Below are 23,337 nucleotides of genomic sequence, written 5' to 3'. Positions count from 1 at the left end.
AATCTGCATTAAGGAATGACAAATGGCAAACAATTAAATTAAAAGGACTAACTTCCGATTGAATATCGGAAGTTAGTCCATAAAGTGGCATAATTTTAAGGCTCACATCAGTTGAGAGTCTTTTCTTCGCTATTTTATTAAGTTCTAAACTATTTTATAGTCTTTATCATTAACTATAATTACCTGACTATTATTTATCGGTAATAAATTCAATTTATCCTTATATACTGCAAGTACTTCATCATCTAATTCCACAAATGGCTCTTCTTTATAGTGCGGTAAAGTATAAAACTTAGTCTGATTCAAGGCACTATAGTCGGTCAAATCTTTTGCAAGAGTTGCATTGTTGACAATACGGCAATACTCAATGCTCGGTGCCATAATCATTGCGCCCGCAGATTCTCCTATATATGGAGTTCCAGAATCAACTTTCTCATTAATCAGTGATACTAAATTCTTTTTCTTTAGTTCTTGCAATAGATAAAATGTATTACCACCAGTTATAAAAAACATCTCTGCATTTTTTACTTTATTAGCAGCTACATCTACTGGTTCATTTGCAATGTCAAATTTATCAACTACATAGCCTAACTCTTCAAGAGCCTGTTTTCCTTCAGCAACGTATTCTGTATATTCTTCTACATTACTAGCAGTTGGAATAAAAAGAATTCTCTTAGTTTTGATTTCATTATTTTGAGCAAATGCCTTAAATTGTTCAACTACTTTTGCAAAGTAAGAGGCTAAAAATATTTTTTTCATGCTTTCTCCTATGTAAATATTCCAACTGTTTATATAGTTGTCTATTCGCTCTCAATTATAGAGTCTATTAGATAGGTCGTCAAGATTGCTTCATTCAATCCAATGCTGAATAACTGTCCTCATTTTTCCGTTGATGCGTAAACTCTATACAAGTGCGTTTTACTAGCAGTTAATATATTAACCGTGTTAGACTCGGGTTGTATAAACAGTACGTTATTTTTACTATATGAGGTTAAGAATAATGAATAAAAATAAGGAGAAATTACTATTAGGTAGCGTTTTGGCCACTATTGGCCTATTAGGTGCCAGACCACAAATTGCAAAAGCTGATCAACTTGCAGCTTCTCACTTAGCAGCCAGCAATGTTACTAAGTCTAATAAAATATCACCAAAACCTTCTGAACCTGCAGCTAATCAACAATCAAGTACACCTGCTGACACCAGTTCGTCGGTACCGGCAGCTGCACCTGTTAGCAATTCATCAACTACTGATAACAATGAAACTGCTAGTAATGCCAATCAGCCTGACGTGCCTTCTGCAACTACACATGATGAAAATGAACAGCAAAAGATAGCTACAAAAGACAACCTAATATCATCTGACATTAACGATGCCCATCTTACATACGATCCTGATCATGAGGTTGTTACTATTTCAGGTAGCCTAACGACTAATGACGATGTACTTATAGCACTTAGCAGGTTCTTACGAAATAATAATCCTAAAAAGATTGTTATCGCTGGACCTTTAGCTATTAAAGGGTCCGCAGCTGGTCTCTTCAATGATATAAGTAACTTAGAAGAATTTGAAGGCTTATCTAACCTTGATACAAGCCAAGTCACAAGCATGAATTCTATGTTTGCTAATGAACCCAAATTAAAAAGTCTAGATTTGAGTAACTTTAACACAAGTAACGTAACTGACATGCGCTACCTTTTTGAATCTTGCTATTCATTAAAAAATCTAGATCTTAGTTCGTTTGATACAGCCAATGTTAAAGACATGAACACTATGTTTTATCTTTGCTCAAGCTTAACCAACTTAAATCTGAATAATTTTGATACTAAAAATGTTGAAAACATGAGTAACATGTTTTTTAGCTGCTTTAATTTGACTTCTTTAAACATCAATAGTTTCAATACATCTAAAGTAACAGATTTTTCTGGTATGTTTTCAGGCTGCGAAAGCCTAACTCAATTAGATGTTAGCCACTTCAACACTAGTAATGTTACTAATATGAACGGAATGTTTTCCTCATGCAGCAATTTAACAAAGATAGATGTTAGTCACTTTAACACGGACAAGGTAACTAACATGTTTCAAATGTTCTTTGGAGATAATAGCTTAACCAGCCTTGATATAAGTAATTTTAATATGGATTCTGTTACTAACAGCGCTGTTATGCTAATCGGACTGAACAGTTTAAACTACTTAAAATTAGGTGCTAAAAATTCACTAGCAAATACAAGTTTAAACACACCAGGAATCTGGGTTAACGTTGGTAATGGAACAGCAGAGCATCCTCAAGCGCTTAAAGACAAGCGTTGGACATCTCGCCAGCTTCTAACTAACTATAATCCAGCTAAAGATGCCGATGCTTATGTTAGATACAATGCGGCTGTTATTACACATTATCAAGACCAAGACGGTAATCAACTAGCACCTACTGATGTGCAAACCGGTGGACTAAATACTAAATATACCACTACACCAAAAAATATTACTGGTTACACATTAGCAGAAACTCCTGCTAATGCCAGTGGCAGTTTTGTCAATAAAACTATAACTGATGTTATTTATCTCTACAAAAAATCTCCTATTGCTACCAAGCCACCTGTAAATCCTATTATTCCAAGTAAAGCTGCTAATATAGTTGTTCACTATCAAGATGAAAGTGGTAATCCTCTTACTTCCGACATTGTTTTAAGTGGTAATCTTAGTGACGGGTACATTACCGATATAAAAGAATTTAATGGACATCACCTAAAAAGTCGGCCTACTAATGCCACCGGCTTCTTTAGTACACAGGCTCAAGATGTCACTTATATTTACGCAAAAGATAGTAACAGTCCATCCGAAAATGTGCCTATCAACAATAACCATCAGGATAAAAACCTTACTAAGCCGCAAACAACTACTCATCTACGGCCCCAAGCACCTCAAAGCCTTTCAAAACGGTATTTAACTAATAATCATATTGCCAGGCCAAAGATAACTGCTGGCAATCTAGCAAGCAACAAATTACCACAAACGGGCAAAAACCAAACGCAAAGTCTGTTAACTGTTCTTGCTGGTCTTCTGTCTGCAACATTTGCAGCTGTATCTGGTTGGTTCATTCACAAACATAAAGAAAACTAATTAAACACTCTATGAAAAATCTGAGAAACTAAGTTTCTCAGATTTTTTGCGTTCAATATCAGTAAAAGCTGCTACCGCCTTCTATGTATGCCTTAGATTATTACCTGGGGAATAGTAACAGTCCATATCAGATAGAATCAGAATGGGAATGTAAAATAATATTGTGAAGCTTCTCGTTATTATCTCTATATATCTTGATATCTTGAAAAACTGGATCATTACTGTTAAGCATTGCTTGAACATTTTGTGGTTTGAAGTAAATCCGATTTGCATTGTTGTACATAACATCTTCAAGTTCTGATTCAGTAAAAATGTCCGTTTCTTCTAACCAAGTAGCTAGATTGTGGTACGAATTAAATGTTGATGACCATGGTGAATCAGTGCCCCAAAAGATGCGCTTAGCACCAAGAACCTTTTTAGCTAATGCAACGTCCTTTTGGCAACGTGGAAATGGAAAAGTCGTTTCTTTTTCAATATCTTGAATTGCTGAAATTTCGGTGGTGATGTTTTCGTATGGCTCCCACTGCTCCAAAGCATTTTCCAAGCGATTCAAGTGGTCTGCGTTAGGGAATGATAAATGGCAAACAACAAAGTCTAATTTAGGATAACGACGAGCCAAGTTAACAATTGCTTCAGGTTCGTAGCTGAATTGAGTGTAATCACCGTAGTCAACTGTGATGACGAAGCCTGGATAGTCAGCAAAGAAATGGAAAAGCTTACCTAATTCTGGTGAAGTATCTAGACGGAATGGATGATGATATCCGTGTAAACCTCCACCTTGGCTAATTTCTAATTTAATTGCTCTAAAGCCTAAGTCTTCTACGTGACGTCTAACGATTTCCATCGCATCATCAGCAAATGGGTCAACAGAAAAAGCTGCAATAAATTTATCAGGATATTTCTTTGCTGCTTGATAAGAGTAATAGTTCTGGAAGCCATATAAACTGCCTTGAAGCAAAACTGCTTTTTCAACTTCATTATCTTCCATAACCTTTAGAGCTGATTCTGCAGTGAAATCATGGTCGCCCCAGCCTTCAGGTATTAGATTAAGAAACATTCCGTTGTCCCAAATCGCTTTACCATTGCCTAAAGGTGTCATTCGGCCCTTAGCAGATAATCCTGCAAGTGAACGTACTAAATGTAAATGCCCGTCTATTTTTTTCATTCTATTTCCTCCTTGTAATTAGTATTCATATAAAAAGGAATTATACTTCATCTATATTTAGCAATCAAAAATACCTAGCAATGTTCAATTCACGCTAGGTTTTTAATATCCTATTTAAGATGTTCTGGAGTATGAAGCTATTAAAAGCAATTGGTTTATAGAGCTTGTAGCTGCTCTCAAGTGTAATTACCAGACTTGTACCCGCTTATCCGGATCAAGCCACATACCGTCTCCTTCTTTAACATTGAAAGCTTGATAAAACTCATCTTGACATTGGGCCTGCACATTTGCTCGAGCCTGGGAAAGAGCATGAACATCAGAAGCGGCGATTAATTGCCAAAATTCAGGCTTAGCATTTGTTGCCCAAATTCGCGCATAGTTTTCAAACAAGGTTTTAGCGTCTCCACCTTCTTGCTTATTAGCCGCAACGGCCACTGTTAGACCACCCTGATCACCAATATTTTCTGAAACTGTTAATTTACCATTGATTTTGCTTGTACCAACTTCAACGCCATCAAACAGCTTAATTTCAGCTTTGATTCTTTTATTAAATTCAGCCTGGTCTTCGTCAGTCCACCAGTTTTTCATATTACCCAACTCATCAAACTGCGAGCCGTTGTTGTCAAACGCATGCGAAATTTCATGTCCTACAACTGTACCAAAACCACCATAATTAGCTGCACGATCCTGATGTAGGTCATAAAAAGGCTTTTGGAGTAAAAGTGCTGGGAAAGTAATGTCATTACTTGGCGGATTATAGCAAGCATTTGGTTCTACCGCCGACATCATCCAAAGTGATTGGTCAACCGGTCTGTTGATATCCGCAAAGTTATCCTTAAGTTTAATTTGACTATTTGCTTTAACATTACTATATAAACTGCCCCCTTCTGTAGCTGGCGTTACTTTGAACTCGTCATAAAATCTTTGAACATGCTCTGGATAACCGATTTTTAAGACTAAAGTGTCTAGCTTCTTTAGCGCCTTTTTCTTAGTTGTATCTGACAGCCAAGAATTCTTTTTTAAATGATCTTGGTAAACCGCAATCATATTTTTAACGATTTTAGTAGCATCGGCTTTGGCTTCAGCACCTAAGTATTTTTCGCCATAGTATTGGCCAATGACATCACCAAATAATCTGACCGTCTCATCATAAGCAAAGCGCTCATCTTCATCTAAAGAATCTACTCCGTACATTGCTTTTCTTAGTGGTAATCTTGCTTTCCGAAATTCACATGACAAATACCGTGCCGCTTGATTAATAAAATACCCGATTAGCCAGCCTTTTAATTCAGCAAAATGTTCTTCATTAAACAATTCATCAAATTTATCTAAATAGCCTGGTTCAGTAACATTAACTTTCTTAGCGGCTTCAAGTCCGGTTTCTTTCAGCAAAGCAGCTAGATGAATATTTTTACTCTGGCTTTCAAATTCTGTCACACTCATTGGATGATATATGTTTTCAATCTCAGAATTATATTCTGCTGATTGATAGACCTGGGCCAAACGCTGATCCAGCGTAACTGCTCCTGCGGCGTATTGCTCAGCTTTATCCTGCTGAACACCACTCATTACCAGCAAATTAACGGTTTGCTTTTGCCAAACATCAAGCAAGTTAGCGGTTTTTTCATTACCATAATAGCTGGTATCGGATAAAATCAAATTTTGCCGGTAAAAAGTGACAATATTTAGTTGTGCATCCTTAAAATCTGGTTCCACTTCAAATTTAAATGGCAAGTTGTCGGCTAGCAACAAATTCGCCAAGTTCTTATTGATATCTGCTAAATTGTCGAGTCCGGTTAAAAAGGTCAAGTCTTCCTTAATTGGAGCAGCGCCGTCATCAGCTCTTTTTTCTTCATCTTCAGCTACACGGTAAAATTCAACTGCTTTGTTAAAGTTCTTAACTTTAGGAACTGGTTTTTTACCAGCAACAAAAGCAGAAAAATCTTTTAAAAGGTGTTTACGCGTTTGCTGTTCTGCTATGTCAAAACCATCAATCCACGGCTGACTTGCAGGAACAGGATTCTCCTGCAACCATTTTGAATTTACCGCCAAGTAAAGGTTATCTTGCTCACGGATATTTACATCAGGCTTAGTAGAATCACCAAAACCACCACGAATATTAAATTTAATCATTTGCTTTTCTCCTATAATTTAATCTTTTTCTTATACAGATAATACCTTCAAGGAGTGAGACAAGTTAAAAAGTGTCACATTCGACTTTTTTATTTTTTCGTATGGTGTTTTTTAAACTTTATAACGATTTAACCGAAGACACTAAAAAGCGTATTTGAATTCTAAATATCAAATACACCTTTTTTAATTCCTTCCATATTTATCAAAAAAACCTTTCACATCTTTACTATACTCCGGCATGCCCAACGAACTAATGTGATCAATTGCCCTTCGAGCCTTATTTAAATACTCATCCTTTCTTTCATAGTGATAATTCACTATATTTTTAAGTATAAAAATGCAGTTTTTATAAAAAAACAAGTTCGGCTTAGTACTAATTTGATCAGCTGCTTGAATAAAAAATTCTGTTTCTTTATATCTATTTTCCTCAATACACATAAATAAAATGTTAATCACTATTGCTAATATTGTTTCTTGAACATTCGAATTCCCCGAATAGCGAAATTGTGTAATTACTCGCCGACTTATTAACAAATTGTTATCAAGATCATAAAGTGTCATAAAGTTACAATATAGAGCCAATTTACTTTCGTCAAAATCAGAAATATTAAAAATCTTTTCTTTCAACTCAATTTGATCTTTTTCATCAAGATTTTCTACGTTATGATTACCAACTAAGGCTATAACTGCATTTATAAATAACAACTGATCTTCTTTATCAGCTATTTCGCTATTTGCAATAACATTTTTAATATCCTTAAGCTGATCCTTATCATTATGATAAAACGCTTCATTCATTGCCTCGCCAATATCTCTGTTTTCGTCATATCTTACTTTATCTTCTTGACTAAGCTTGCCAAAAAATTCCCACAATTTAATGTTATTAGCACGCAATAATGCAATCAAATCCTCAGCTGTAATTCTATGCTGATCTTTTTCAACTTTTGAATAATATGATGTACTAATCGTATTACCAGCCCATTCTTTTTGTGTTTTCGAGCTCTCAATTCGATATTGCTTTAGCAATTGTCCTATTGTCATTAGTGCCCCTCCTTAATTTCATTCAAATTTGGCGTTTAACATTCAAATGTGACATTTTTGATAATCCTTATTATATCCAAGTTATAACTTAATATATATAAAATTTGATTTAGGAGTTATAAATTATGGACATTTTTATAAAGAATAAGGATTATAGAAAATTTACAATCGCCAGTTTTTTATCTGGTGCAGGCAATATTTTGTTTTACTTAGCACTTATTACTTATGCAAGTAAATTAAGAAATTACGCCTTGGCTATTTCATTGATTTCAATTTCAGAATCAGTACCTCAAATTTTTCAAGTTCTTAGTGGATATTTAGCTGACCGTACAAAAAACAAATTCAAGTTAATGGTTTGGTTAGCAGTTATACGCTTTGGACTCTATCTAATCGTCGGCTTACTTTTCGCTAGTGGTTTTGCTGGCTGGAACCTAGTTTTAGCTGTTATTGGCATTAACTTAGTGTCAGATATTGCCGGTTCATACTCTGGTGGCCTTCAAATGCCTCTAATTGTTAACATTGTTGGAGATGATGAAGTTGCTGAAGCTGAAGGATTTGTTAGTGGGATCAACGGTATTATCAATATGATTGCACAATTCATTGGCTCTGGTTTATTACTTTTTATGTCTTATTCAAGCCTAGCAATCTTCAATGCCTTAACATTTCTAGCAGCAGGTGTCCTTTTTGCCAGCGTCGGTCGCAATTATTACAAGACTCGTCCTCAAGAAGAAACTACTTCAGTTAATGAAGAGGGCTTCTTTAAAACAATTGCTTTATCATTCAAACAAGTAAAAAAAGCAAAGGGATTATTGTCGGTCGTTCTAGTAATTGCCTTACTAAATGGAGTCTTAGGAACAATTGAGCCTTTAATTTCAATCGTAATCGCTGGTAATAAGTCTTCTATGGTCATTGGAACTTACAGTTTCACGATTGCCCTAATAGGAGGTGTAATGACTGCTGGTATGGCGCTTGGTAGTATTGTAGGCACAAAATTATTCAAGAAAATGTCATTATTCACTATCGCAATTATTTCAACAGTTCTAAGTATCGCAGTTATTGGTACAATGCTTATTAAAAATATTTTTATTTGCCTACCCATCATGGCAAGCCTTGCAGTATTTATTGGTACAGCTAGCCCTAAATTAACACAGTGGCTTGTTGAAGCTGTTGATCAAAATATTTTGTCATCAACTATGGGAATGCTTAACACTATTTTAGTTGTGACTGTACCAGTTGTGACAACTATTTTTACTACAATTACTGCTTCGCTCGGTATTACTATCGCATTAACACTATTATGTGTAACTTGTTTAATTGTTTTGGTAACAATAGTAAAGGTAGTTTATTCTACTAATAAAAAAGAAGCTGCTAATGCGGCATAACTAGAAATAACTTCATTTTACAATTTACCCATTATTATTTATTCTTAAAAAACAAAAATAGCCACAAAATTGAGAATATAAACTAAATAAATTTGTGGATCACCTAAAACTTCCCGATTTTGCAAACTGAAAATACAGCCTTCCTGGGAGTTTAAATTGTCATAAGTTTCTTTCTTGTTTGCGTAATATACTGCTGTCAAAATAACTAATATTAATCTCAAGAAAATCATAGTATGATCGCCACTAGCGGTAGTTATCCCCCAAATTTTGAGCTTCAACAACTAGCACAAAGGGAATCATGAATAGAACCAAGTGCCCATTAACAAAATGCTTTTCTTTGCTTTGCGTGTAATAGTAAAATTTGCTTTAAAACAAGCTCGACACAATGCATCAACGCTAACTGGGATTAAAAAAATAGATAAATTTTGCCTTTAATTTTTATCGTAAATAAAAAACCGATAAATTATCGTTTTGAGAAATGTAATTTATTGGTTTTTGTCTTTTTATAACTATTTATTTAAGTGTCAGCAAATAATTATATCCCTTAGCAAAAGCTATATTGTTTGCCAAGCGGTTTCCTGTATTACTATAGCCAGTAAACTTGAAAGCTAAATATTTTGCTTTTTTGACCAGCGCTTTGTCTACTTGCCATTCAATTGGCAAAACTTGAAGCGATTGCAAATGTGCAACATCTGTTATTTCTTTAGTAGCCACTGCCTTTTTAGATGCATTCAGTAATACCAATTCTGCTTTATTAATTAAAACAGGAGCAGCCAGGCCATAATTAGTTAAATTAACTTGATAGTCAATACTCTTCTCATCTGCTTGATAGCTAATATCTTTAACTGCTAATCTGTAACCCAGATAATCCCTAATATATTCATACCAAGAACGGCTTATTTCATTATCATTAGTGTCTTTAAACCATGATTTTTGATACGGTAATTTATATTGCTCTAAAAGAGTTGGTGTTACTAATTGCCGTTTCCAAGAACTCAAAGAATAGTCCTTGCCATCTTCTTTGTAATTATGAGCTATACTCAATGAAGTAAAATGATCAACTGCAAGGCGGTGAGCAATCAGTGGTGCAGAAATTAACTGACCGTTATTGTCTGATGCATTGGCAGAACCCCAAATCATTTCACCGTCAACCGGTACAGTCTGAGATTGTTCTGCCATCGCCTTCCATTCAGCAGAATTAGGATCTGCACCTGCGGTATTCCACTCGTGAGGGCGACCAATCAAGTAATCATCATGAAATCCAACTCTTTGCCAGTCAGAACTCTGCGGATCAATATTCCGCGACTTGATGTTGTAATATCTGACTTGGATAAATAAGTCTTTAGGGGTATTAGCTAATAATGCCTGCAGAATTGCTTTTTCATTCATGCGACTGCGTGCTCCGCTGTCCCATTCCCCCCAAGCTCCAATAAATCCAGCTTGTAAATTAGCTATTTGATCGCGATGCTGAGCAATCCAAGGAGCTAGCTGCTTAATATGTGCAACCACTTGCTCAGTTGTAGGTTCCTGAGATTTGGGATGAGCATCATCCCAAATATATGCAAAACGTAATACAGCCTGTAAATGGTTTTGCTTTAACTTTTTGAAATATTGATTCATATTATTAAAGGCAGTTTTATCTAGTGGCTTATTTTTATAATCAGTCAGATAAAAATATACTTGTGCAAGTCGCGGATTATCATCAGCAAATGTAGCTGTCGCATTTTTCATTTGCGCTATTCCTGTTTTATCCGCATTGCCCCATAGTCCCATGCCGGTTTTAACATTTAAATTTAACTCTAACCGAAAGCCGCGATCGGTATTGTTTGCCATTTCTTGATTTTGCTGCTCGGTTAAGGGCTTTTCATCATATCCAGTAACGGCTACAGCCTTTACTGAAGATAAACTTTGCTGGCTTTGTAAAAGAAATAGTCCTAAAAATACAGCTATTAAAGTGGATTTTTTAAATACTTTTTTCATGATGATCCTCTCAGTCATAATTTAAACCAGTTGATGCCATCTGCCCACTGACACTCATTAGACAGACGTGCCGTACTACCATTAGTGGCAAGTAGTTTAACGCCGACTTTGTCAGGCTGTTCAGATTTAGTCAATGGAATAACTGTAGTTACTTCTCGGTTAGTTTGTAAAGCACTTTTTTCCACGAAAGCTTTACCAATAATATTCTGTTGTTGATCTGCAGCAAATAACTCTATTTGCTGCAAAGCCAAAGGAGCGGCAAAACCGGTATTCTTCAGTGTGAGATAAACGGCAGCATTTAAAGTGGAGTTATAACTTATTTGTTTAACTTCTAAACGGTAGCCTAAATAATCACGTAAATATTCAAAATAATTACGTTCAATTGTCTGATTCTTTTGGTTCAAAAACCATGATTTTTGATAAGGCCAGTTCTTTTTATCTAGTAAATCCGGCGTAACAGGGACATGTTTCCAATATTCAAATGAGCCCATTTGAGGAAATTTTAGACCCTCGGGTTTGCCAGTTCTTTTTAATTCATTTTCTAAAGTCACATTATAATATGAATTAGTTTTTATCTCATGGTAATTATGCGCAATACTTAAGGTAGTAAAATGATTTTCAACCATTCTTTGTGTGGTCAATTCAGGATCTACGTATTTTGCTTTTAAATACATAGGATTGGCAAATAGCCAGATACTTTCGCCATCAACAATTGTTTTTTTTGAATCTCTTATTAATTGTTGATACTCATTTGAATCATAATTTTTACCCGCTGTGTTCCACTCATGTCCAATGCCAATTAAAAAGTCATCATGAAAACCAATTCGTTGTTCATTCTCTTTTTCAGCAGCACCTATATTGCGATTTTTTATATTTAAGTAACGTACCTGTACAGCTAGATCCTGAGGAGAATTTAACAGCAAACTATGCAGAATTGCTGATTCATCAGTTGTTTCTCGAGCATGGGCAGACCATTCTCCCCAAGGTCCAATAATGCCTGCCTGCAAAGCATGAATTTGCTGGCGATGTTCCTGGAGCCAGCCAGATAATTGCTCCAAATGTTGCTGTATTCTCTGCAAACTAGGAGCCTGTCTATAAGGTCTTTTATCTTCAGAAATATAAGCAAAACGAAGTAATGCTTTTAAATTTAATTTAGCCAGCTCCTCAAAAAATGCACTCATATGGTCAAAAGCTTGTGCATCTAAAGGGGCATGCTGGTAACCTGTTAAGTAAAAATAGACTTGTACTATTTGTGGCTGATCATCTGTATACAGTGATGCTTCTCTTTTTAACGCGGAAATAGCATCTTCCTCCGCATATTCATATATGCTTTTACCCGTTTTTACATCCAAATAAACTTCAAAGCGAAAACCACGATCAGGATTTGTGAGTAAAATCTTCGTTTGATCTCCACTTAACTGCTCAGGATAATAATTTTCCATTTTTTCCTCCCAAACTAATTACCAGTACTTTCTCGCAAAATTAGTTCAACTTCCAGTAGCGTAGTAGCAGCACGCGACTTATTCTCTAATATATCTTCTCTAATTAAATGGACAGCAGTTGTACCTAGGTCCTTTTCCGGAACTGAAACTGATGATAATCTTGGAATATAATATTTGGACATTTGAATATTATCGAATCCAATAATATGGTAATCTTCAGGAGCACGAAAGCCTTTTGTGTACAATTCTCTCATTATTCCGATTGCTATTTGGTCATTTCCAGCCAAAATTCCCTTAGGAAAAATAGGTAATTGGACAATTTGTTTGCCAGCTTGAACCCCATCTTCAATACTCCAACCAGAAGTACTGATTGAGCATTCATCCTGATCATGCAGCTTCATCCACTCTCGGTAACAATTTAAACGAACTTCACCTTTTGCCTGAGTTTTTTCTCCTTGCAAGTTAGTCATATAACGCGGACCGCCAACATATACGATATTAGTTTGAGCAAACTTTTCAAGCTGTGCTAAAGCTTCTTTTACCCCAGCAGTTAAATTAGCATTAACTAGTTTTACTGAATTACTTTTATATCTTGCCTCAATAATTACAATATTAGAGTTCAATTTTTTTAATTCAGTAATGGCTGATTCGGATAAACTACCAATAACAATTACGCCGTCCCAATAATATAATCTGTCCCAAAATGAACTGTCTAAAGATTTATTCAAATAGTAGATCGAACTTAACGTCATTTTCTCTTTTTTAAGTTCTTCAATAATCCCCTGCTTTATTTGCTGATAATATGTATATTCTGCTACTTGGTCTAAATTCATAGTTGTCAGCACGCCAATGACGGGACTCTTTTTACTTTTATTTTTTGTATGATAATTCAACTTTTTAGTGGCTGCCAAAACTTTTATACGCGTTTGATCAGTTACACTTAGGGAAGTGTCATTATTTAAGATTCGTGAAACTGTACCAGCCGAAACACCTGCCAATTGAGCTACCTGTCTGATATTAGCCATTTTATTTTATCTTCTCATCTTTCATATTTGGTTATTATACAGGTGCTATTAAAATTTGTTTTAAAATATAAACTTTAGAACCTGATAATCTAAACATAATCTGCTATTACAGCATTTTTTGCAATTATGCTATCAAATATTCTTTTGTAAATCAAAGAAAATACGGTTGTATCATTATTGTCAATCCATCCGCGTTTTCTCAATTTACCTGCTTATTTTTGCAACAGGCTTTTTTCAGCAGATAATCTGACTATATTTAAATTTCTATGTTTTATGCAACAATTTTTAAATTGAATAAAATAATAGCCAATACTAAAACAAACCAAGTTGCTCTAGTAGAGTTCATATGTTTACGATCTAGCAGCCAATAAATAAAGGCAACTAGTAAAACTGGCAACAATGATGGCATTATCTGATTAAAAATATCCTGCAACTTCATTGAAACTTTTCCAGCTCTAAAGATTAACGGGATTTTTAAAGTAATAACAGTTGGAATCAAAGCTCCTACAACCGTCACTCCTAGCAGGGTTGCTGAGTCAGTCAATGCGTTAAGCTTAGAACTCATTGAAGTAACTAGGTTGACCCCTTGTTTATAGGCAAATGGCATCCAAGTATAAGACCAAATGTAGATAATACCTAATGCAACCATCCATAAAATAGCGCCAAACGGGTTACCTTTAAGAGCCATATATGATGCAATCGCACCAAAAATAGTGGATTGAACGGTACCTAATAAGGTGTCACCTACAGCAGCAAATGGTCCCATAAGGCCAGTTTTAACACCTCTTATACCATCAACTGAATCAATACCCTCTTTTTCTTCTAGGGCAATGTCGACACCTTGAATAATGGAGCCCATATGCGGACTGGTATTAAAGTACTCAGACTGCACACGCATCATTTTCTTCATATCTTCAGGCTTATCACCATATAATTTACGTAAAATTGGCATTTGTGAACCAACATAGCCTGGAGCCATCATAGTTTCGTAGTTCCAGCTTAGTGCAGAGGTAAAAATCCAGCGTAAATTAGCGCTACGAATATCTTTTTTAGTTAACTTATGACTCTGCGTTGTCGGAGTTTTTTCTGTAGTATTATTCTTCATCACCTGTAATTACTCCTTTATCATCAACACTCATTTCAGCAGCTTTTTCTGTATTTAACCCATTACCGCTACCAGACTGGTTTTTATCATGAATAATAGAATTATAATGATTAATGGCAAAGCCGACTCCGACAAGTGCAACACCAAGCATCGGTATGTTTAAATAAGCAGCGGCTACAAAGCCAAAAATCATATATGCACCAAATTTTTTAATAGGCAAATAATGCATTAAGATAGCAATACCAACTGCTGGTAACATGCTTCCGGCAGATTTTAATCCACCCATTAACCACTGTGGCATATAGTTCAGTACATTTTTGACAAATGCTTCACCAAAAATCAACACTAACAGTACAGGAACTGATCTTGAAAGCCCCCACGGAATAGCCCCATAAAGACTATTTCGTACAACAGCTTTATCATCGTTACGATCGATTGCCTTATCTATTCTGTGTGCAAAGTAGGTATTAGTAAAACGAGCCAAAATATCAAGTTGCACCATCAATAGACCAACTGGAATAGCAACACCAATACCATAGTTAATGCCTTTTCCTGAAATATGCGCAATTGCAGTACCTATGATTGCTCCAGTGGCATAATCAGGAATCGAAGCACCACCAAAAGTACCGACACCTAATATCATTAACTGCAATGTTGCTCCTACGGCCAAACCTAATTTCACATCACCAACAATTAGTCCTGCAATTAATCCAGCATTAACTGGGTTACCAAAACCGATACCAACTGTGATAATTTCATTGATTTGGAAGAAAGCAAACAAAGACAGCAAAATTATTTGAACTACACTCAATGAATTCATTATTATTTCTCCATCCGTTTATTTAATTCAGACATAAAGTCTTCTCTAGGGTCGTTCGGTACCATCTGGTGATAAAGCTTTACTCCCCGAGCATCAAGTTCCTTAAAAGCCTTTATTTCTTCGTCATTAACTCCCACACTCTTGAATAGTTGCAGTCTGCCCTCACCACTTGGCAAATTACCAACATTAACTTCTTTAATCGGTACTCCTGCTTCGACCATTTCAACCAGAGCCTCTGGTTCACGAGTAATAATAAATATTTTTTGGTCCGCATAGCGTCCTTGAACAATATTGTTACTTGCACGATCTGGTGGCAAAATACTTAAAGCTGCTTGAGTGGGACGAGCTAATTTTAAAGCTGTTTTTTCCAAGTCATCTTTAGATACTTTGTCGCCAACGACCATTAAGCGCTCTGCACCTAATTGCCCAGTCCATACACGAGCCACCTGACCATGAATCAAACGGCTATCAACTCTCACATTAACCAATTGCACGATTTTTCACCCCTTTTTGTTAACGCTTACATTAATTTACAACAAAATTATAGTTTATATATTTTGTTTTGTAAACATATTTTTTTTTACTAAACAAGATTGACATTGAATTGCTTTATTAATAAGCTAATCTTAAATATCTATTATTAAAGAAAGTGTAACGGTATGATTACAGTTCAACGATCAAAAAGTAATATTTCAATGGGCAAGCCTACAACTGTAATAGTTAATGGTTTAAAAGTAGGAAGTATTGCAGCTGGCTATGCTTTAAAATTAAATTTAAAAAAAGGGGACACGCTACAACTGGCTCAAGACGGACTAAATCGCTCAGCAAAAATGATTATTAATAATACTGACGCTCATTATAAAGTTATTCCGAACCCAAAGTCTGCACTCTTAATAGCTTTCATGATTGCTGCTTTATTATTAATTCCGCCTATGATTAAAAGCTATGTACCTTTTTCACAAAATGCTTCAGCAGCTATTATCTTTTTAGTATTTTTACTTATTGAATTAATTTTTAATTTCCGGAGTGGTCTGGTTATTGAAGAAATTAAATAAAGATGCTACCCCAAAATTCAGTTAATGATTTTATAGACAGACAAAAACAGCCAAGTAATAACTTGGCTGTTTTTCATAATCTTGTTTATTCATTAACTTGATTCAAAGCTTTGTGGTCACACAAATAAGAAATAAGGTTTCTAGACGCTTCTTTAGCTGTCTCCGTTCTAGCCTCTAAAGTTCCAGTACCTGCATGAGGAGCTAAAACCACGTTGTCTAATTCACATAAAGCTTGCGGAACTTGTGGTTCAGTTTCATAAACATCTAGTCCGGCTCCAGCTATCTCTCCATTTTTTAGCGCTGATATCAAATCATCTTGGTTAATTAATTGTCCACGCGCAGCATTAATAATATAAGCAGTCTTTTTCATTTGCTTAAACACTTTCGAATTAAAGACGCCAGTTGTTGAAGGTAAAGCTGGCGCATGGAGTGTAATAACATCTGATGTTTTAACTAGCGTATCAAAGTCGACGTAGCTAACATGCTCCGCTTTTTCAACCTCAGACGCTAATTGATGTCTGTTATGATAAATAACTTTCATCCCAAATACCTGAGCATATTTAGCAACTTCAGAACCAATTCGCCCCATACCATAAATACCAAGTGCTTTTCCTTGAAGTCCTGTTCCCATATTTTCTGGTTTAGAAACATTGACCCATTTTCCTTGACGAATATTTTTATCATAAAAATGCAATCGCCTTACAGTTGCTAATAATAGGGCAAACGTCATTTCAGCAGTAGGAACCAGAACGCTCTTAGGGCAATTCGCAACAACAATTCCCTTTTGCTTAGCATAATCAATATCAATGTGGTCATATCCTACACCACTAGCTGTAATGATTTTTAGGTTAGTTCCCGCATCTATTAGCTCTCGGTCACCTTTCATCCCAATGAGTATTAAGCCTTCGTATTCAGATAAATGTGCTAAAACCCATTTTCTAGTCTCATGTTCAGGCGCATGAATCACTTCAAAATTTTCTTTTAATTCTGTTAATCCCGCTTCTGGAATAATTCCAGTTACCAAAATTTTTGCTTTATTCATCTTTATTATTCCTTTTTAATAGCTAAAAATTATTAATAACTATTATTATAGCAATTGCAATGTTTAGTGAAGCAATAGATCTTGCTATAGCAGATTTTAGCTAAAAAAATTTTATTTTTGTTTATCCCCCATTTTTCATATTTGAAAATCATATTGAATGACCATCTATAGGTTTCATATACTTTAATATATAAATATTTGTTTTCCACTAAACTCTTTATTCGTAATAAATTAATTATAGCAGCTTTGCACACCATATTAACTATATATAATCGTATAGATAATCAACTTAAGTGAGGTTTTAAATTGAGAAATACATTGATAATAGATGCCAAAAAAATAAAATATAGATTAGATATTAGCGCTTGGAGAATAGCTTTTTTTGTTTTTAGTAAGTTGCTTGAATTTTTTGACGGATATTTTACATTAATTTTTTTTAGCAACTTTTCTAAAAACACTATATCCTTATTTATTCTAATATGCTTATTTTTATTATCGTTTATAGAAATCTACAGTTTTAAAGCTTGCTTTTTTATTTTTCTTTGTTCTTATTTGTATATTATACTATTATCTATTTCTTATACATACTTTAAAAGTCATGTTATTGCACTGGCTTTGCTAGTAGTTATTATAGCGCTTTTAATAAATTTTATTTTTGGTAGAATTACCAATGGATTTTATGACTATAAAAGTTTTTTCGAAGACGACTTTGGTAGTGATAATAAAAATAGTTACCATGTGATTTTTATTATACTGGCTATTGGCTTTATTTTAATGGTCTATTATCTTGCATCTTTAAAGAACATAAAGAATATTTCAGTAATTTGTTCTGGACTAATAAGTTCTGGCGTGATAGGTTCTCTGATTCCTACATTTTTAAAAAACTTAATTCATAGTTACCGTTCAATATCCATTATGGATGATAACGGAGTAGTGATTAAAAACTTTCTAAATATAAATTCCAGCACTTTTTGCTTTTGGTTCAATAATGACAAAAATAATTCTATACACTTGAGATTCATAGGATGGAGCTTGGGCTCAAATATTAAAAAAACAAATCATCAACACTGGGAAATTTCAAAAATAAATTATTACTATGGTCCCCTAGTTGAAAATATAAATAATGTTCCAGAATATACTCCTTTTGAATTTGAAAATGTTAAACCTTTTGAAATGTCTACTATATTATTTTTTAAACTGGATAGCGAATTAAAAGAATATATATCTAAAGCTAAAGATAACATTTGCCTTATTTATATGGATTCAGCTGGAAATTTTTATGCTAAAAAGTTACTTTTTGATTTAACTCAAGAATAAAAAATCCGTACTGAAAAAAAGCATATTAATAATAAACCTGAACAATATTAACTTCATAAAAAACTAATGCTAAGTATGAAAAGAAATTTTTAAAACAAATCATGGAGCAGCTATAACTCTATCTGTACTGCTCCGTTATTCCTTAATAAATTCTATATCTAGTAATAAGCTTGCTTACCCAAAAAATCTTCAAAAAAGAATAGCTATGATTGGTTTGCTGACAACCATCAACATTGATACTTATTTAGCAGCAGAATGGAAAACTCTGATTTTCTAAAAGCTATCTATAACCCTAAATTTAGAAAACAAAAATCATAATAGATAACTCTATAGAATCTATCTAAATCTTAGAGTAAATATTACATAATAAAACAAATTCTAATTAGACTTTTTTCATGCAACTAAAATACTAACAACTTCTTTTGCAAAAGCATGCAAACTTTCCAAAAAAGTTGCTCCATTTTCATTGGCAATATTGACAAAAATTGCATATATAGAAGACGGGTTAAATATAACATATTACAAATTTAGACTTTCAGACTTTTTTGTATTAAATGATGGATATAGTAAAACTATTTTTTTATGCGTTAGCTCCATTTCTCTCAATTGTTTTTTATGTCTTCAAATATATCTAATAAACTTGAAATTTCTGACCTATATCTAAAATCAACGGAAATCTTTCTTAATGCAACAGCAATCAGTATATTAATACTATTATCCGTACTTAAACTAAATTGCTCTGTAACAACAGGGGTTGCGTCTCTTTTAAGTATATGTACTAAACTTTTATTCCAATTGACCTTCCCCTTAATCTTATTATCCATTTTAGATATAACTTATAGCTTCGGATGATAACATTAGCCCCTTCTGGGATATATTCTACTAGCTTCTGACTTTGAGGAGACAAATCTCACACTCATCTTGATTTAGAATATTTTTATTTATATTTAAACCTTTACTAAAGGCTATAATAACTACACTAAAACGGTTTTCAAGGACTTCATAGTCACTTGCTTTTAAAAGTTTATATTTAACTTCATATCCTGGTTCCACATTTTCTAAGATAGAAACTATTGTATCTATTAGTTTGGAGCCATCTTTATTTTTCATTGACAAAAGACCTCTAATGTTTTCCATAATGACAACTTTAGGTCTTTTAGCTTTTATGAATCGTATAGCATTCAGATATAAATTTCCTCTATCATTATCTGTTATCAGCAGTTGAAAAAGGTTGACATGGAAAAACGCCTACTACATCAGCATCTGGTAATCCAGTTTCATTAACTTTTCTAATATCTTTATTTTCTATATTAACTAAATATTTTTCAACTGCTGGTGCATAATTATCGTTAGCATATACAATATTAAAACCTGCCTTTTTTAATCCTAAATCTAAACCACCTGCTCCGCTAAACAAAGAAATTGTATTTAATCCAGTTTTATATCATACTTTGGACTGTAAAATAAAGACTTACTATTATCGATATGCATAACTATATTCTCAATATTACAATTTATTACAAATTTTATCTAATGTTTCCACAGTAGTATTTTTATTATTTACTAACTGCGAAATTGTATTACTTGAAAGTTTGCAAATCTTTTTAAATTGATTTTTTGAAATTTTCTTCCCATATAAAGTTGACTACAAAGGATCATATGAAAAAGTCACGGCTTTCACCATTATGGTATTATTCTCTCATGTTAGAGTAATACATACACGCTTTTTTCAATAATTAAGAGAAGGGTAAATTATATATTTATGCCTCTCACATTATTCCACTCTCAAAGTCACGTGCATTAATTGCGCTACATGCACATCATCTACGCTTTAAATAGAAAAAAACCTTAACTTATCTGCTTAAAATGCTGATAAATCAAGGTTAATTACTTTAAATGATTCTTCTAAATGCTGACTAGAGGATTCGAACCTCCGACCTCATCATTACTAGTGACGTGCTCTGCCAACTGAGCTAAGTCAGCATTGTCAACTCGACAACGATATTTATTAAAACATATTAGCTTTGTTTGCGCAAGTACTTTTTACGATTTTCTATACCTTACCACATTCTTTTTGCTCAGTAGCAACAGAATGTAAGATATCATGCAAAATTTTGGCAAGAAAAAAGCGCAGAAATCAAAAATCGCTTGTTGCAATAGTTGCTTCTGCACTAATTAATCTTATTGATGAATTTAGTGTTCAATAATTCGCCTAATACATTTTCATGACTAGTGCTATGCCAATCCCTATAAAAGCTAAAGCTAAAACCACTCCGCTCCATAGAGCCAATGGTAGAAAGGTAGAAGTATTTTTATTTCCTCGCTGCTTAGTATCCTTAAAAGCCTTATAAACAGCATATATTTCCCAAATCCCAAGCAGGATTCCTACAATACCTGTAAGTTGTTCCATCATCTTATTTTCTCCGTTATAATTATTAGTAACCGACAATCTCAATCCAACTATAGGATAAAATTCTTTATACTTTCAGTATTACTAAATGTTGCTAATAGTTATAGCACATAAAGAGTAAAAGTAAATATTTTTCAATAAATATCTCAAACTTAATTTTCTATACTTTACCAAAAACACCTCTCTTTTAACACTTTTTAAGTGTATAATATTAACTATTGTTTTTTCAAAGGAGTGAGATAATGGTAGATATATCACCGATTAGTGCTCAACTACCTTGGATATTACGCCTAGTAATAGCTTCCTTATGTGGTGCTTTAATCGGCTACGAAAGAGCAATTCAGAGAAAAAGTGCGGGGGTTAGAACCCACATTGTAGTAGCTTTTTCTTCTGCGTTATTTATGATTCTTTCTAAATATGGGTTTGCTGACTTGATAAAAATTTCCGGAATGGAATATGATGCTTCTCGTATAGCTGCACAAATAGTTTCCGGTATTTCATTTATTGGTGCAGGAACTATTTTAGTTAAGAAAAGTCAGATTTCCGGTTTGACAACCGCTGCCGGTGTTTGGGCAACAGCTGCAATCGGCATGGCAATTGGTTCCGGGTTATACTTTTTAGGCATTATTGCTACTGCGATTCTCTTCATAGTTCAAATGATTTTTCATGATGATACTATAATTAATAAAATCATCATGCATATTCGCTTCAACATTCAAATCGAAGCGGTCAACAAACATGGCATTTTGAAGACAATCGAAAAAGAATTATCGGCCAATCATGTTGAAAATGTGTCAGTTAAAATTTTATATGTTAGCGACGAAAAAATAATTTTCTTCGTTGATGGCATTATCAATAATAATATTGATGAAAATAACATTATTATGGCATTACGCAAATATCCTGACATTAAACGCATTAGCTACACTAGCTTAGGCAAGTAATGTCTTAAAAAATAAGTAGTAGCGCTTGCTGGCTGCTTATTTTTTTGTACTAAAAAAATAAATCAACTACAATAATACTTAATTACAAATTTCAAGTTCTAGAAAGGGGTATTTTCATGTCTGGATCTCTTGATTACTTACGCTGGCGTGGTGACCTCAGTTATAAAGAACGCCACTTTAACAGTATCGACGCTGCACTGCTGGCATCCATAGTTTACCTTCCCGCAGACGCTTCTGCTGTCGGGCATACATTATCTGATGTGGCAACAAAACTGCGTGCGCTGCCCTCTTTTCAACATCAGATGCACTCCGAAACTGCAGCTGAAATTATTCTCCTGCCTGATAGTCCACGAATTGGTGGAATGAAAATTCTGGATTGGACAGATAGATTAGAAAAAGCACCTTATCCGTTACAATTTAATGCTGCCACATTTCTCATTGATGATACTTCAGTTGCTATTGCCTTTCGTGGAACCGACGGTTCAATGATTGGCTGGAACGAAGATATGCGTATGAACTACTTATCCGAGATTTATGGTCAAGGAGTCGCAGCCAAATATCTTGAAGAAATTGCCGAAAAGTTCCCGGATAAACAAATTTATCTTATTGGGCACTCAAAGGGAGGCAATTTTGCGCAGTATGCATTAAGTGCCGTTGCTCCAGAAATTCAAGATCGTGTAATTGCGGCATTTAGCTTTGATGGTCCTGGCTTTTTCCGCAAGGTTTATACTACTCCAGGTTTTGTACGTGCAATGCCTAAGATGAAAACTTATATCCCCCAAGGATCGATTTTTGGGGCAATGCTCGATCATCCAGAGCGGACTCTCGTTGTAAAAAGTACTGCAGCAATGCGTAATCAACATGATCCAAGACGTTGGTCAGTCGGCCGTGATAGTTTTACTCTCGCTGACGGCTTAACAGCTAGCAGTCGCGTTATCCGCCATGCCTTAATCAACTTCAACAATTCAATTCCAGACGAAAAGCGGAATGAAACCTTTTCCGATCTGTTTGAAGCATTTGAGAACTCAGACATTGAAGAATTACACCAATTGACCAATAACAAATTGGTTGGAACTTATCGCCTTAGCCGCGTTTTCATGACTTTGGAACCAGAAGAGCGTAAACTAATTACCCAAATTTTTACTAATATTTGGAACTCATTTAAAGATAGTGTTAATCTGCCACTTTTAACTAGTAATTATGAACTTTATCCTAAAAGTAATGATTCAAGTAAAGCACCTGTATTCTACGAATTTTATGACTCAGATGAGCCTAATTTAGAATTACCAGATGAAATAAAAAAGAAACTGCGTTAGCAAATTGTTTCATGTGTAACGCAAAAAGATGGCTGGAAGTGA

The 23,337-nt window shown here is 34.4% G+C and carries 22 protein-coding genes and 1 tRNA gene; 6 read left to right on the top strand and 17 right to left on the bottom strand.

The genetic code is table 11. From position 1 onward, the window contains the following. Positions 1-144: 144 nt before the first annotated feature. The gene (locus tag H3T48_RS02385; RefSeq protein WP_198188232.1) at positions 145-759 is read right to left on the bottom strand and encodes a Type 1 glutamine amidotransferase-like domain-containing protein; all 615 of its coding nucleotides are present in this window, start codon (positions 757-759) and stop codon (positions 145-147) included. Positions 760-1,000: 241 nt separating this feature from the next. On the opposite strand from H3T48_RS02385, the gene H3T48_RS02380 reads away from it, so the two are divergent. Beyond that, positions 1,001-3,118 carry a BspA family leucine-rich repeat surface protein gene (locus H3T48_RS02380; protein WP_198188228.1) on the top strand — a complete coding sequence of 706 codons (2,118 nt, stop codon included), beginning with the start codon at positions 1,001-1,003 and terminating at the stop codon, positions 3,116-3,118. A 127-nt stretch (positions 3,119-3,245) separates the two neighbouring features. Here H3T48_RS02380 and H3T48_RS02375 read toward each other — a convergent pair whose 3' ends face one another. The 3 genes from H3T48_RS02375 to H3T48_RS02365 form a co-directional block, all read right to left on the bottom strand. Beyond that, on the bottom strand, positions 3,246-4,283 hold the full coding sequence (locus H3T48_RS02375; RefSeq protein ID WP_198188226.1) for an amidohydrolase family protein: 1,038 nt from the start codon (positions 4,281-4,283) through the stop codon (positions 3,246-3,248). Positions 4,284-4,469: 186 nt separating this feature from the next. Further along, complete coding sequence (locus tag H3T48_RS02370; RefSeq protein WP_198188224.1) at positions 4,470-6,416, bottom strand: M13-type metalloendopeptidase; 1,947 nt, start codon at positions 6,414-6,416, stop codon at positions 4,470-4,472. A 183-nt stretch (positions 6,417-6,599) separates the two neighbouring features. Beyond that, entirely contained in the window at positions 6,600-7,457 is an 858-nt protein-coding gene (locus H3T48_RS02365) for a helix-turn-helix domain-containing protein (protein ID WP_198188222.1), read from the bottom strand. 125 nt (positions 7,458-7,582) lie between these two features. Between H3T48_RS02365 and H3T48_RS02360 the strand changes: the two genes are divergently transcribed. Next, a complete protein-coding gene (locus H3T48_RS02360) occupies positions 7,583-8,839 on the top strand; it encodes an MFS transporter (RefSeq protein WP_198188221.1) in 1,257 nt (418 codons plus the stop codon). A gap of 513 nt (positions 8,840-9,352) precedes the next feature. Here H3T48_RS02360 and H3T48_RS02355 read toward each other — a convergent pair. The 6 genes from H3T48_RS02355 to H3T48_RS02330 all read right to left on the bottom strand — a co-directional run bounded on the left by H3T48_RS02355 (position 9,353) and on the right by H3T48_RS02330 (position 15,705). Further along, positions 9,353-10,819, bottom strand: coding sequence for a DUF4874 domain-containing protein (locus H3T48_RS02355; RefSeq protein WP_162542483.1), 1,467 nt, complete (start codon positions 10,817-10,819; stop codon positions 9,353-9,355). 14 nt (positions 10,820-10,833) lie between these two features. Further along, positions 10,834-12,261, bottom strand: coding sequence for a DUF4874 domain-containing protein (locus tag H3T48_RS02350; protein WP_198188220.1), 1,428 nt, complete (start codon positions 12,259-12,261; stop codon positions 10,834-10,836). Positions 12,262-12,275: 14 nt separating this feature from the next. Then, positions 12,276-13,286 carry a LacI family DNA-binding transcriptional regulator gene (locus H3T48_RS02345; protein WP_074426136.1) on the bottom strand — a complete coding sequence of 337 codons (1,011 nt, stop codon included), beginning with the start codon at positions 13,284-13,286 and terminating at the stop codon, positions 12,276-12,278. A gap of 271 nt (positions 13,287-13,557) precedes the next feature. Continuing rightward, positions 13,558-14,391 (bottom strand): PTS system mannose/fructose/sorbose family transporter subunit IID, encoded by an 834-nt coding sequence (locus tag H3T48_RS02340; RefSeq protein WP_074426137.1) that lies wholly within the window; start codon positions 14,389-14,391, stop codon positions 13,558-13,560. Continuing rightward, positions 14,381-15,211: a PTS sugar transporter subunit IIC gene (locus H3T48_RS02335; protein ID WP_109714952.1), complete on the bottom strand. Its 831-nt coding sequence runs from the start codon at positions 15,209-15,211 to the stop codon at positions 14,381-14,383. The genes H3T48_RS02340 and H3T48_RS02335 overlap by 11 nt, the downstream gene beginning before the upstream one ends. 2 nt (positions 15,212-15,213) lie before the next feature. Then, positions 15,214-15,705: a PTS sugar transporter subunit IIB gene (locus H3T48_RS02330; protein WP_074426139.1), complete on the bottom strand. Its 492-nt coding sequence runs from the start codon at positions 15,703-15,705 to the stop codon at positions 15,214-15,216. A 165-nt stretch (positions 15,706-15,870) separates the two neighbouring features. On the opposite strand from H3T48_RS02330, the gene H3T48_RS02325 reads away from it, so the two are divergent. After that, positions 15,871-16,266 carry a hypothetical protein gene (locus tag H3T48_RS02325; RefSeq protein WP_074426140.1) on the top strand — a complete coding sequence of 132 codons (396 nt, stop codon included), beginning with the start codon at positions 15,871-15,873 and terminating at the stop codon, positions 16,264-16,266. Positions 16,267-16,351: 85 nt separating this feature from the next. Here the strand turns inward: H3T48_RS02325 and H3T48_RS02320 are convergent, their stop codons facing one another. Further along, on the bottom strand, positions 16,352-17,308 hold the full coding sequence (locus tag H3T48_RS02320) for an NAD(P)-dependent oxidoreductase (RefSeq protein ID WP_198188219.1): 957 nt from the start codon (positions 17,306-17,308) through the stop codon (positions 16,352-16,354). A 306-nt stretch (positions 17,309-17,614) separates the two neighbouring features. Between H3T48_RS02320 and H3T48_RS02315 the strand changes: the two genes are divergently transcribed. Beyond that, positions 17,615-18,625: a hypothetical protein gene (locus H3T48_RS02315; protein ID WP_198188218.1), complete on the top strand. Its 1,011-nt coding sequence runs from the start codon at positions 17,615-17,617 to the stop codon at positions 18,623-18,625. A gap of 602 nt (positions 18,626-19,227) precedes the next feature. Here H3T48_RS02315 and H3T48_RS02310 read toward each other — a convergent pair. The 6 genes from H3T48_RS02310 to H3T48_RS02285 all read right to left on the bottom strand — a co-directional run bounded on the left by H3T48_RS02310 (position 19,228) and on the right by H3T48_RS02285 (position 21,038). Further along, positions 19,228-19,449 carry a hypothetical protein gene (locus H3T48_RS02310; RefSeq protein WP_198188217.1) on the bottom strand — a complete coding sequence of 74 codons (222 nt, stop codon included), beginning with the start codon at positions 19,447-19,449 and terminating at the stop codon, positions 19,228-19,230. Positions 19,450-19,507: 58 nt separating this feature from the next. Beyond that, a complete protein-coding gene (locus H3T48_RS08895; RefSeq protein WP_370567443.1) occupies positions 19,508-19,792 on the bottom strand; it encodes a DNA cytosine methyltransferase in 285 nt (94 codons plus the stop codon). 37 nt (positions 19,793-19,829) lie between these two features. Next, complete coding sequence (locus H3T48_RS08890) at positions 19,830-20,042, bottom strand: DNA cytosine methyltransferase (RefSeq protein WP_198188216.1); 213 nt, start codon at positions 20,040-20,042, stop codon at positions 19,830-19,832. Between the two features lie 90 nt (positions 20,043-20,132). Beyond that, the gene (locus H3T48_RS08945) at positions 20,133-20,249 is read right to left on the bottom strand and encodes a helix-turn-helix domain-containing protein (protein WP_198188324.1); all 117 of its coding nucleotides are present in this window, start codon (positions 20,247-20,249) and stop codon (positions 20,133-20,135) included. Positions 20,250-20,535: 286 nt separating this feature from the next. Next, positions 20,536-20,608, bottom strand: a tRNA-Thr gene (locus H3T48_RS02290). 229 nt (positions 20,609-20,837) lie between these two features. Beyond that, the gene (locus tag H3T48_RS02285) at positions 20,838-21,038 is read right to left on the bottom strand and encodes an immunity protein (protein ID WP_198188214.1); all 201 of its coding nucleotides are present in this window, start codon (positions 21,036-21,038) and stop codon (positions 20,838-20,840) included. 239 nt (positions 21,039-21,277) lie between these two features. Between H3T48_RS02285 and H3T48_RS02280 the strand changes: the two genes are divergently transcribed. Together H3T48_RS02280 and H3T48_RS02275 are read left to right on the top strand one after the other, a co-directional pair. Next, entirely contained in the window at positions 21,278-21,979 is a 702-nt protein-coding gene (locus H3T48_RS02280; RefSeq protein ID WP_198188211.1) for an MgtC/SapB family protein, read from the top strand. A gap of 116 nt (positions 21,980-22,095) precedes the next feature. After that, a complete protein-coding gene (locus tag H3T48_RS02275; RefSeq protein ID WP_074426145.1) occupies positions 22,096-23,295 on the top strand; it encodes a DUF2974 domain-containing protein in 1,200 nt (399 codons plus the stop codon). Positions 23,296-23,337 lie beyond the last annotated feature (42 nt).

The organism is Lactobacillus sp. M0403 (genome assembly GCF_016101265.1).
In the GTDB taxonomy this organism is placed as follows: Bacteria; Bacillota; Bacilli; order Lactobacillales; family Lactobacillaceae; genus Lactobacillus; species Lactobacillus apis.
Note: the sequence above shows the minus strand (reverse complement) of the source record. Positions and strands in the feature narration are given on the sequence as shown.

Excerpts from the sequence above, each read along its gene's own strand:
- H3T48_RS02385 (WP_198188232.1), bottom strand. The coding sequence starts at position 759 with ATGAAAAAAATATTTTTAGCCTCTTACTTTGCAAAAGTAGTTGAACAA.
- H3T48_RS02380 (WP_198188228.1), top strand. The coding sequence starts at position 1,001 with ATGAATAAAAATAAGGAGAAATTACTATTAGGTAGCGTTTTGGCCACT.
- H3T48_RS02375 (WP_198188226.1), bottom strand. The coding sequence starts at position 4,283 with ATGAAAAAAATAGACGGGCATTTACATTTAGTACGTTCACTTGCAGGA.
- H3T48_RS02370 (WP_198188224.1), bottom strand. The coding sequence starts at position 6,416 with ATGATTAAATTTAATATTCGTGGTGGTTTTGGTGATTCTACTAAGCCT.
- H3T48_RS02365 (WP_198188222.1), bottom strand. The coding sequence starts at position 7,457 with ATGACAATAGGACAATTGCTAAAGCAATATCGAATTGAGAGCTCGAAA.
- H3T48_RS02360 (WP_198188221.1), top strand. The coding sequence starts at position 7,583 with ATGGACATTTTTATAAAGAATAAGGATTATAGAAAATTTACAATCGCC.
- H3T48_RS02355 (WP_162542483.1), bottom strand. The coding sequence starts at position 10,819 with ATGAAAAAAGTATTTAAAAAATCCACTTTAATAGCTGTATTTTTAGGA.
- H3T48_RS02350 (WP_198188220.1), bottom strand. The coding sequence starts at position 12,261 with ATGGAAAATTATTATCCTGAGCAGTTAAGTGGAGATCAAACGAAGATT.
- H3T48_RS02345 (WP_074426136.1), bottom strand. The coding sequence starts at position 13,286 with ATGGCTAATATCAGACAGGTAGCTCAATTGGCAGGTGTTTCGGCTGGT.
- H3T48_RS02340 (WP_074426137.1), bottom strand. The coding sequence starts at position 14,391 with ATGAAGAATAATACTACAGAAAAAACTCCGACAACGCAGAGTCATAAG.
- H3T48_RS02335 (WP_109714952.1), bottom strand. The coding sequence starts at position 15,211 with ATGAATTCATTGAGTGTAGTTCAAATAATTTTGCTGTCTTTGTTTGCT.
- H3T48_RS02325 (WP_074426140.1), top strand. The coding sequence starts at position 15,871 with ATGATTACAGTTCAACGATCAAAAAGTAATATTTCAATGGGCAAGCCT.
- H3T48_RS02320 (WP_198188219.1), bottom strand. The coding sequence starts at position 17,308 with ATGAATAAAGCAAAAATTTTGGTAACTGGAATTATTCCAGAAGCGGGA.
- H3T48_RS02310 (WP_198188217.1), bottom strand. The coding sequence starts at position 19,449 with ATGGATAATAAGATTAAGGGGAAGGTCAATTGGAATAAAAGTTTAGTA.
- H3T48_RS02285 (WP_198188214.1), bottom strand. The coding sequence starts at position 21,038 with ATGATGGAACAACTTACAGGTATTGTAGGAATCCTGCTTGGGATTTGG.
- H3T48_RS02280 (WP_198188211.1), top strand. The coding sequence starts at position 21,278 with ATGGTAGATATATCACCGATTAGTGCTCAACTACCTTGGATATTACGC.
- H3T48_RS02275 (WP_074426145.1), top strand. The coding sequence starts at position 22,096 with ATGTCTGGATCTCTTGATTACTTACGCTGGCGTGGTGACCTCAGTTAT.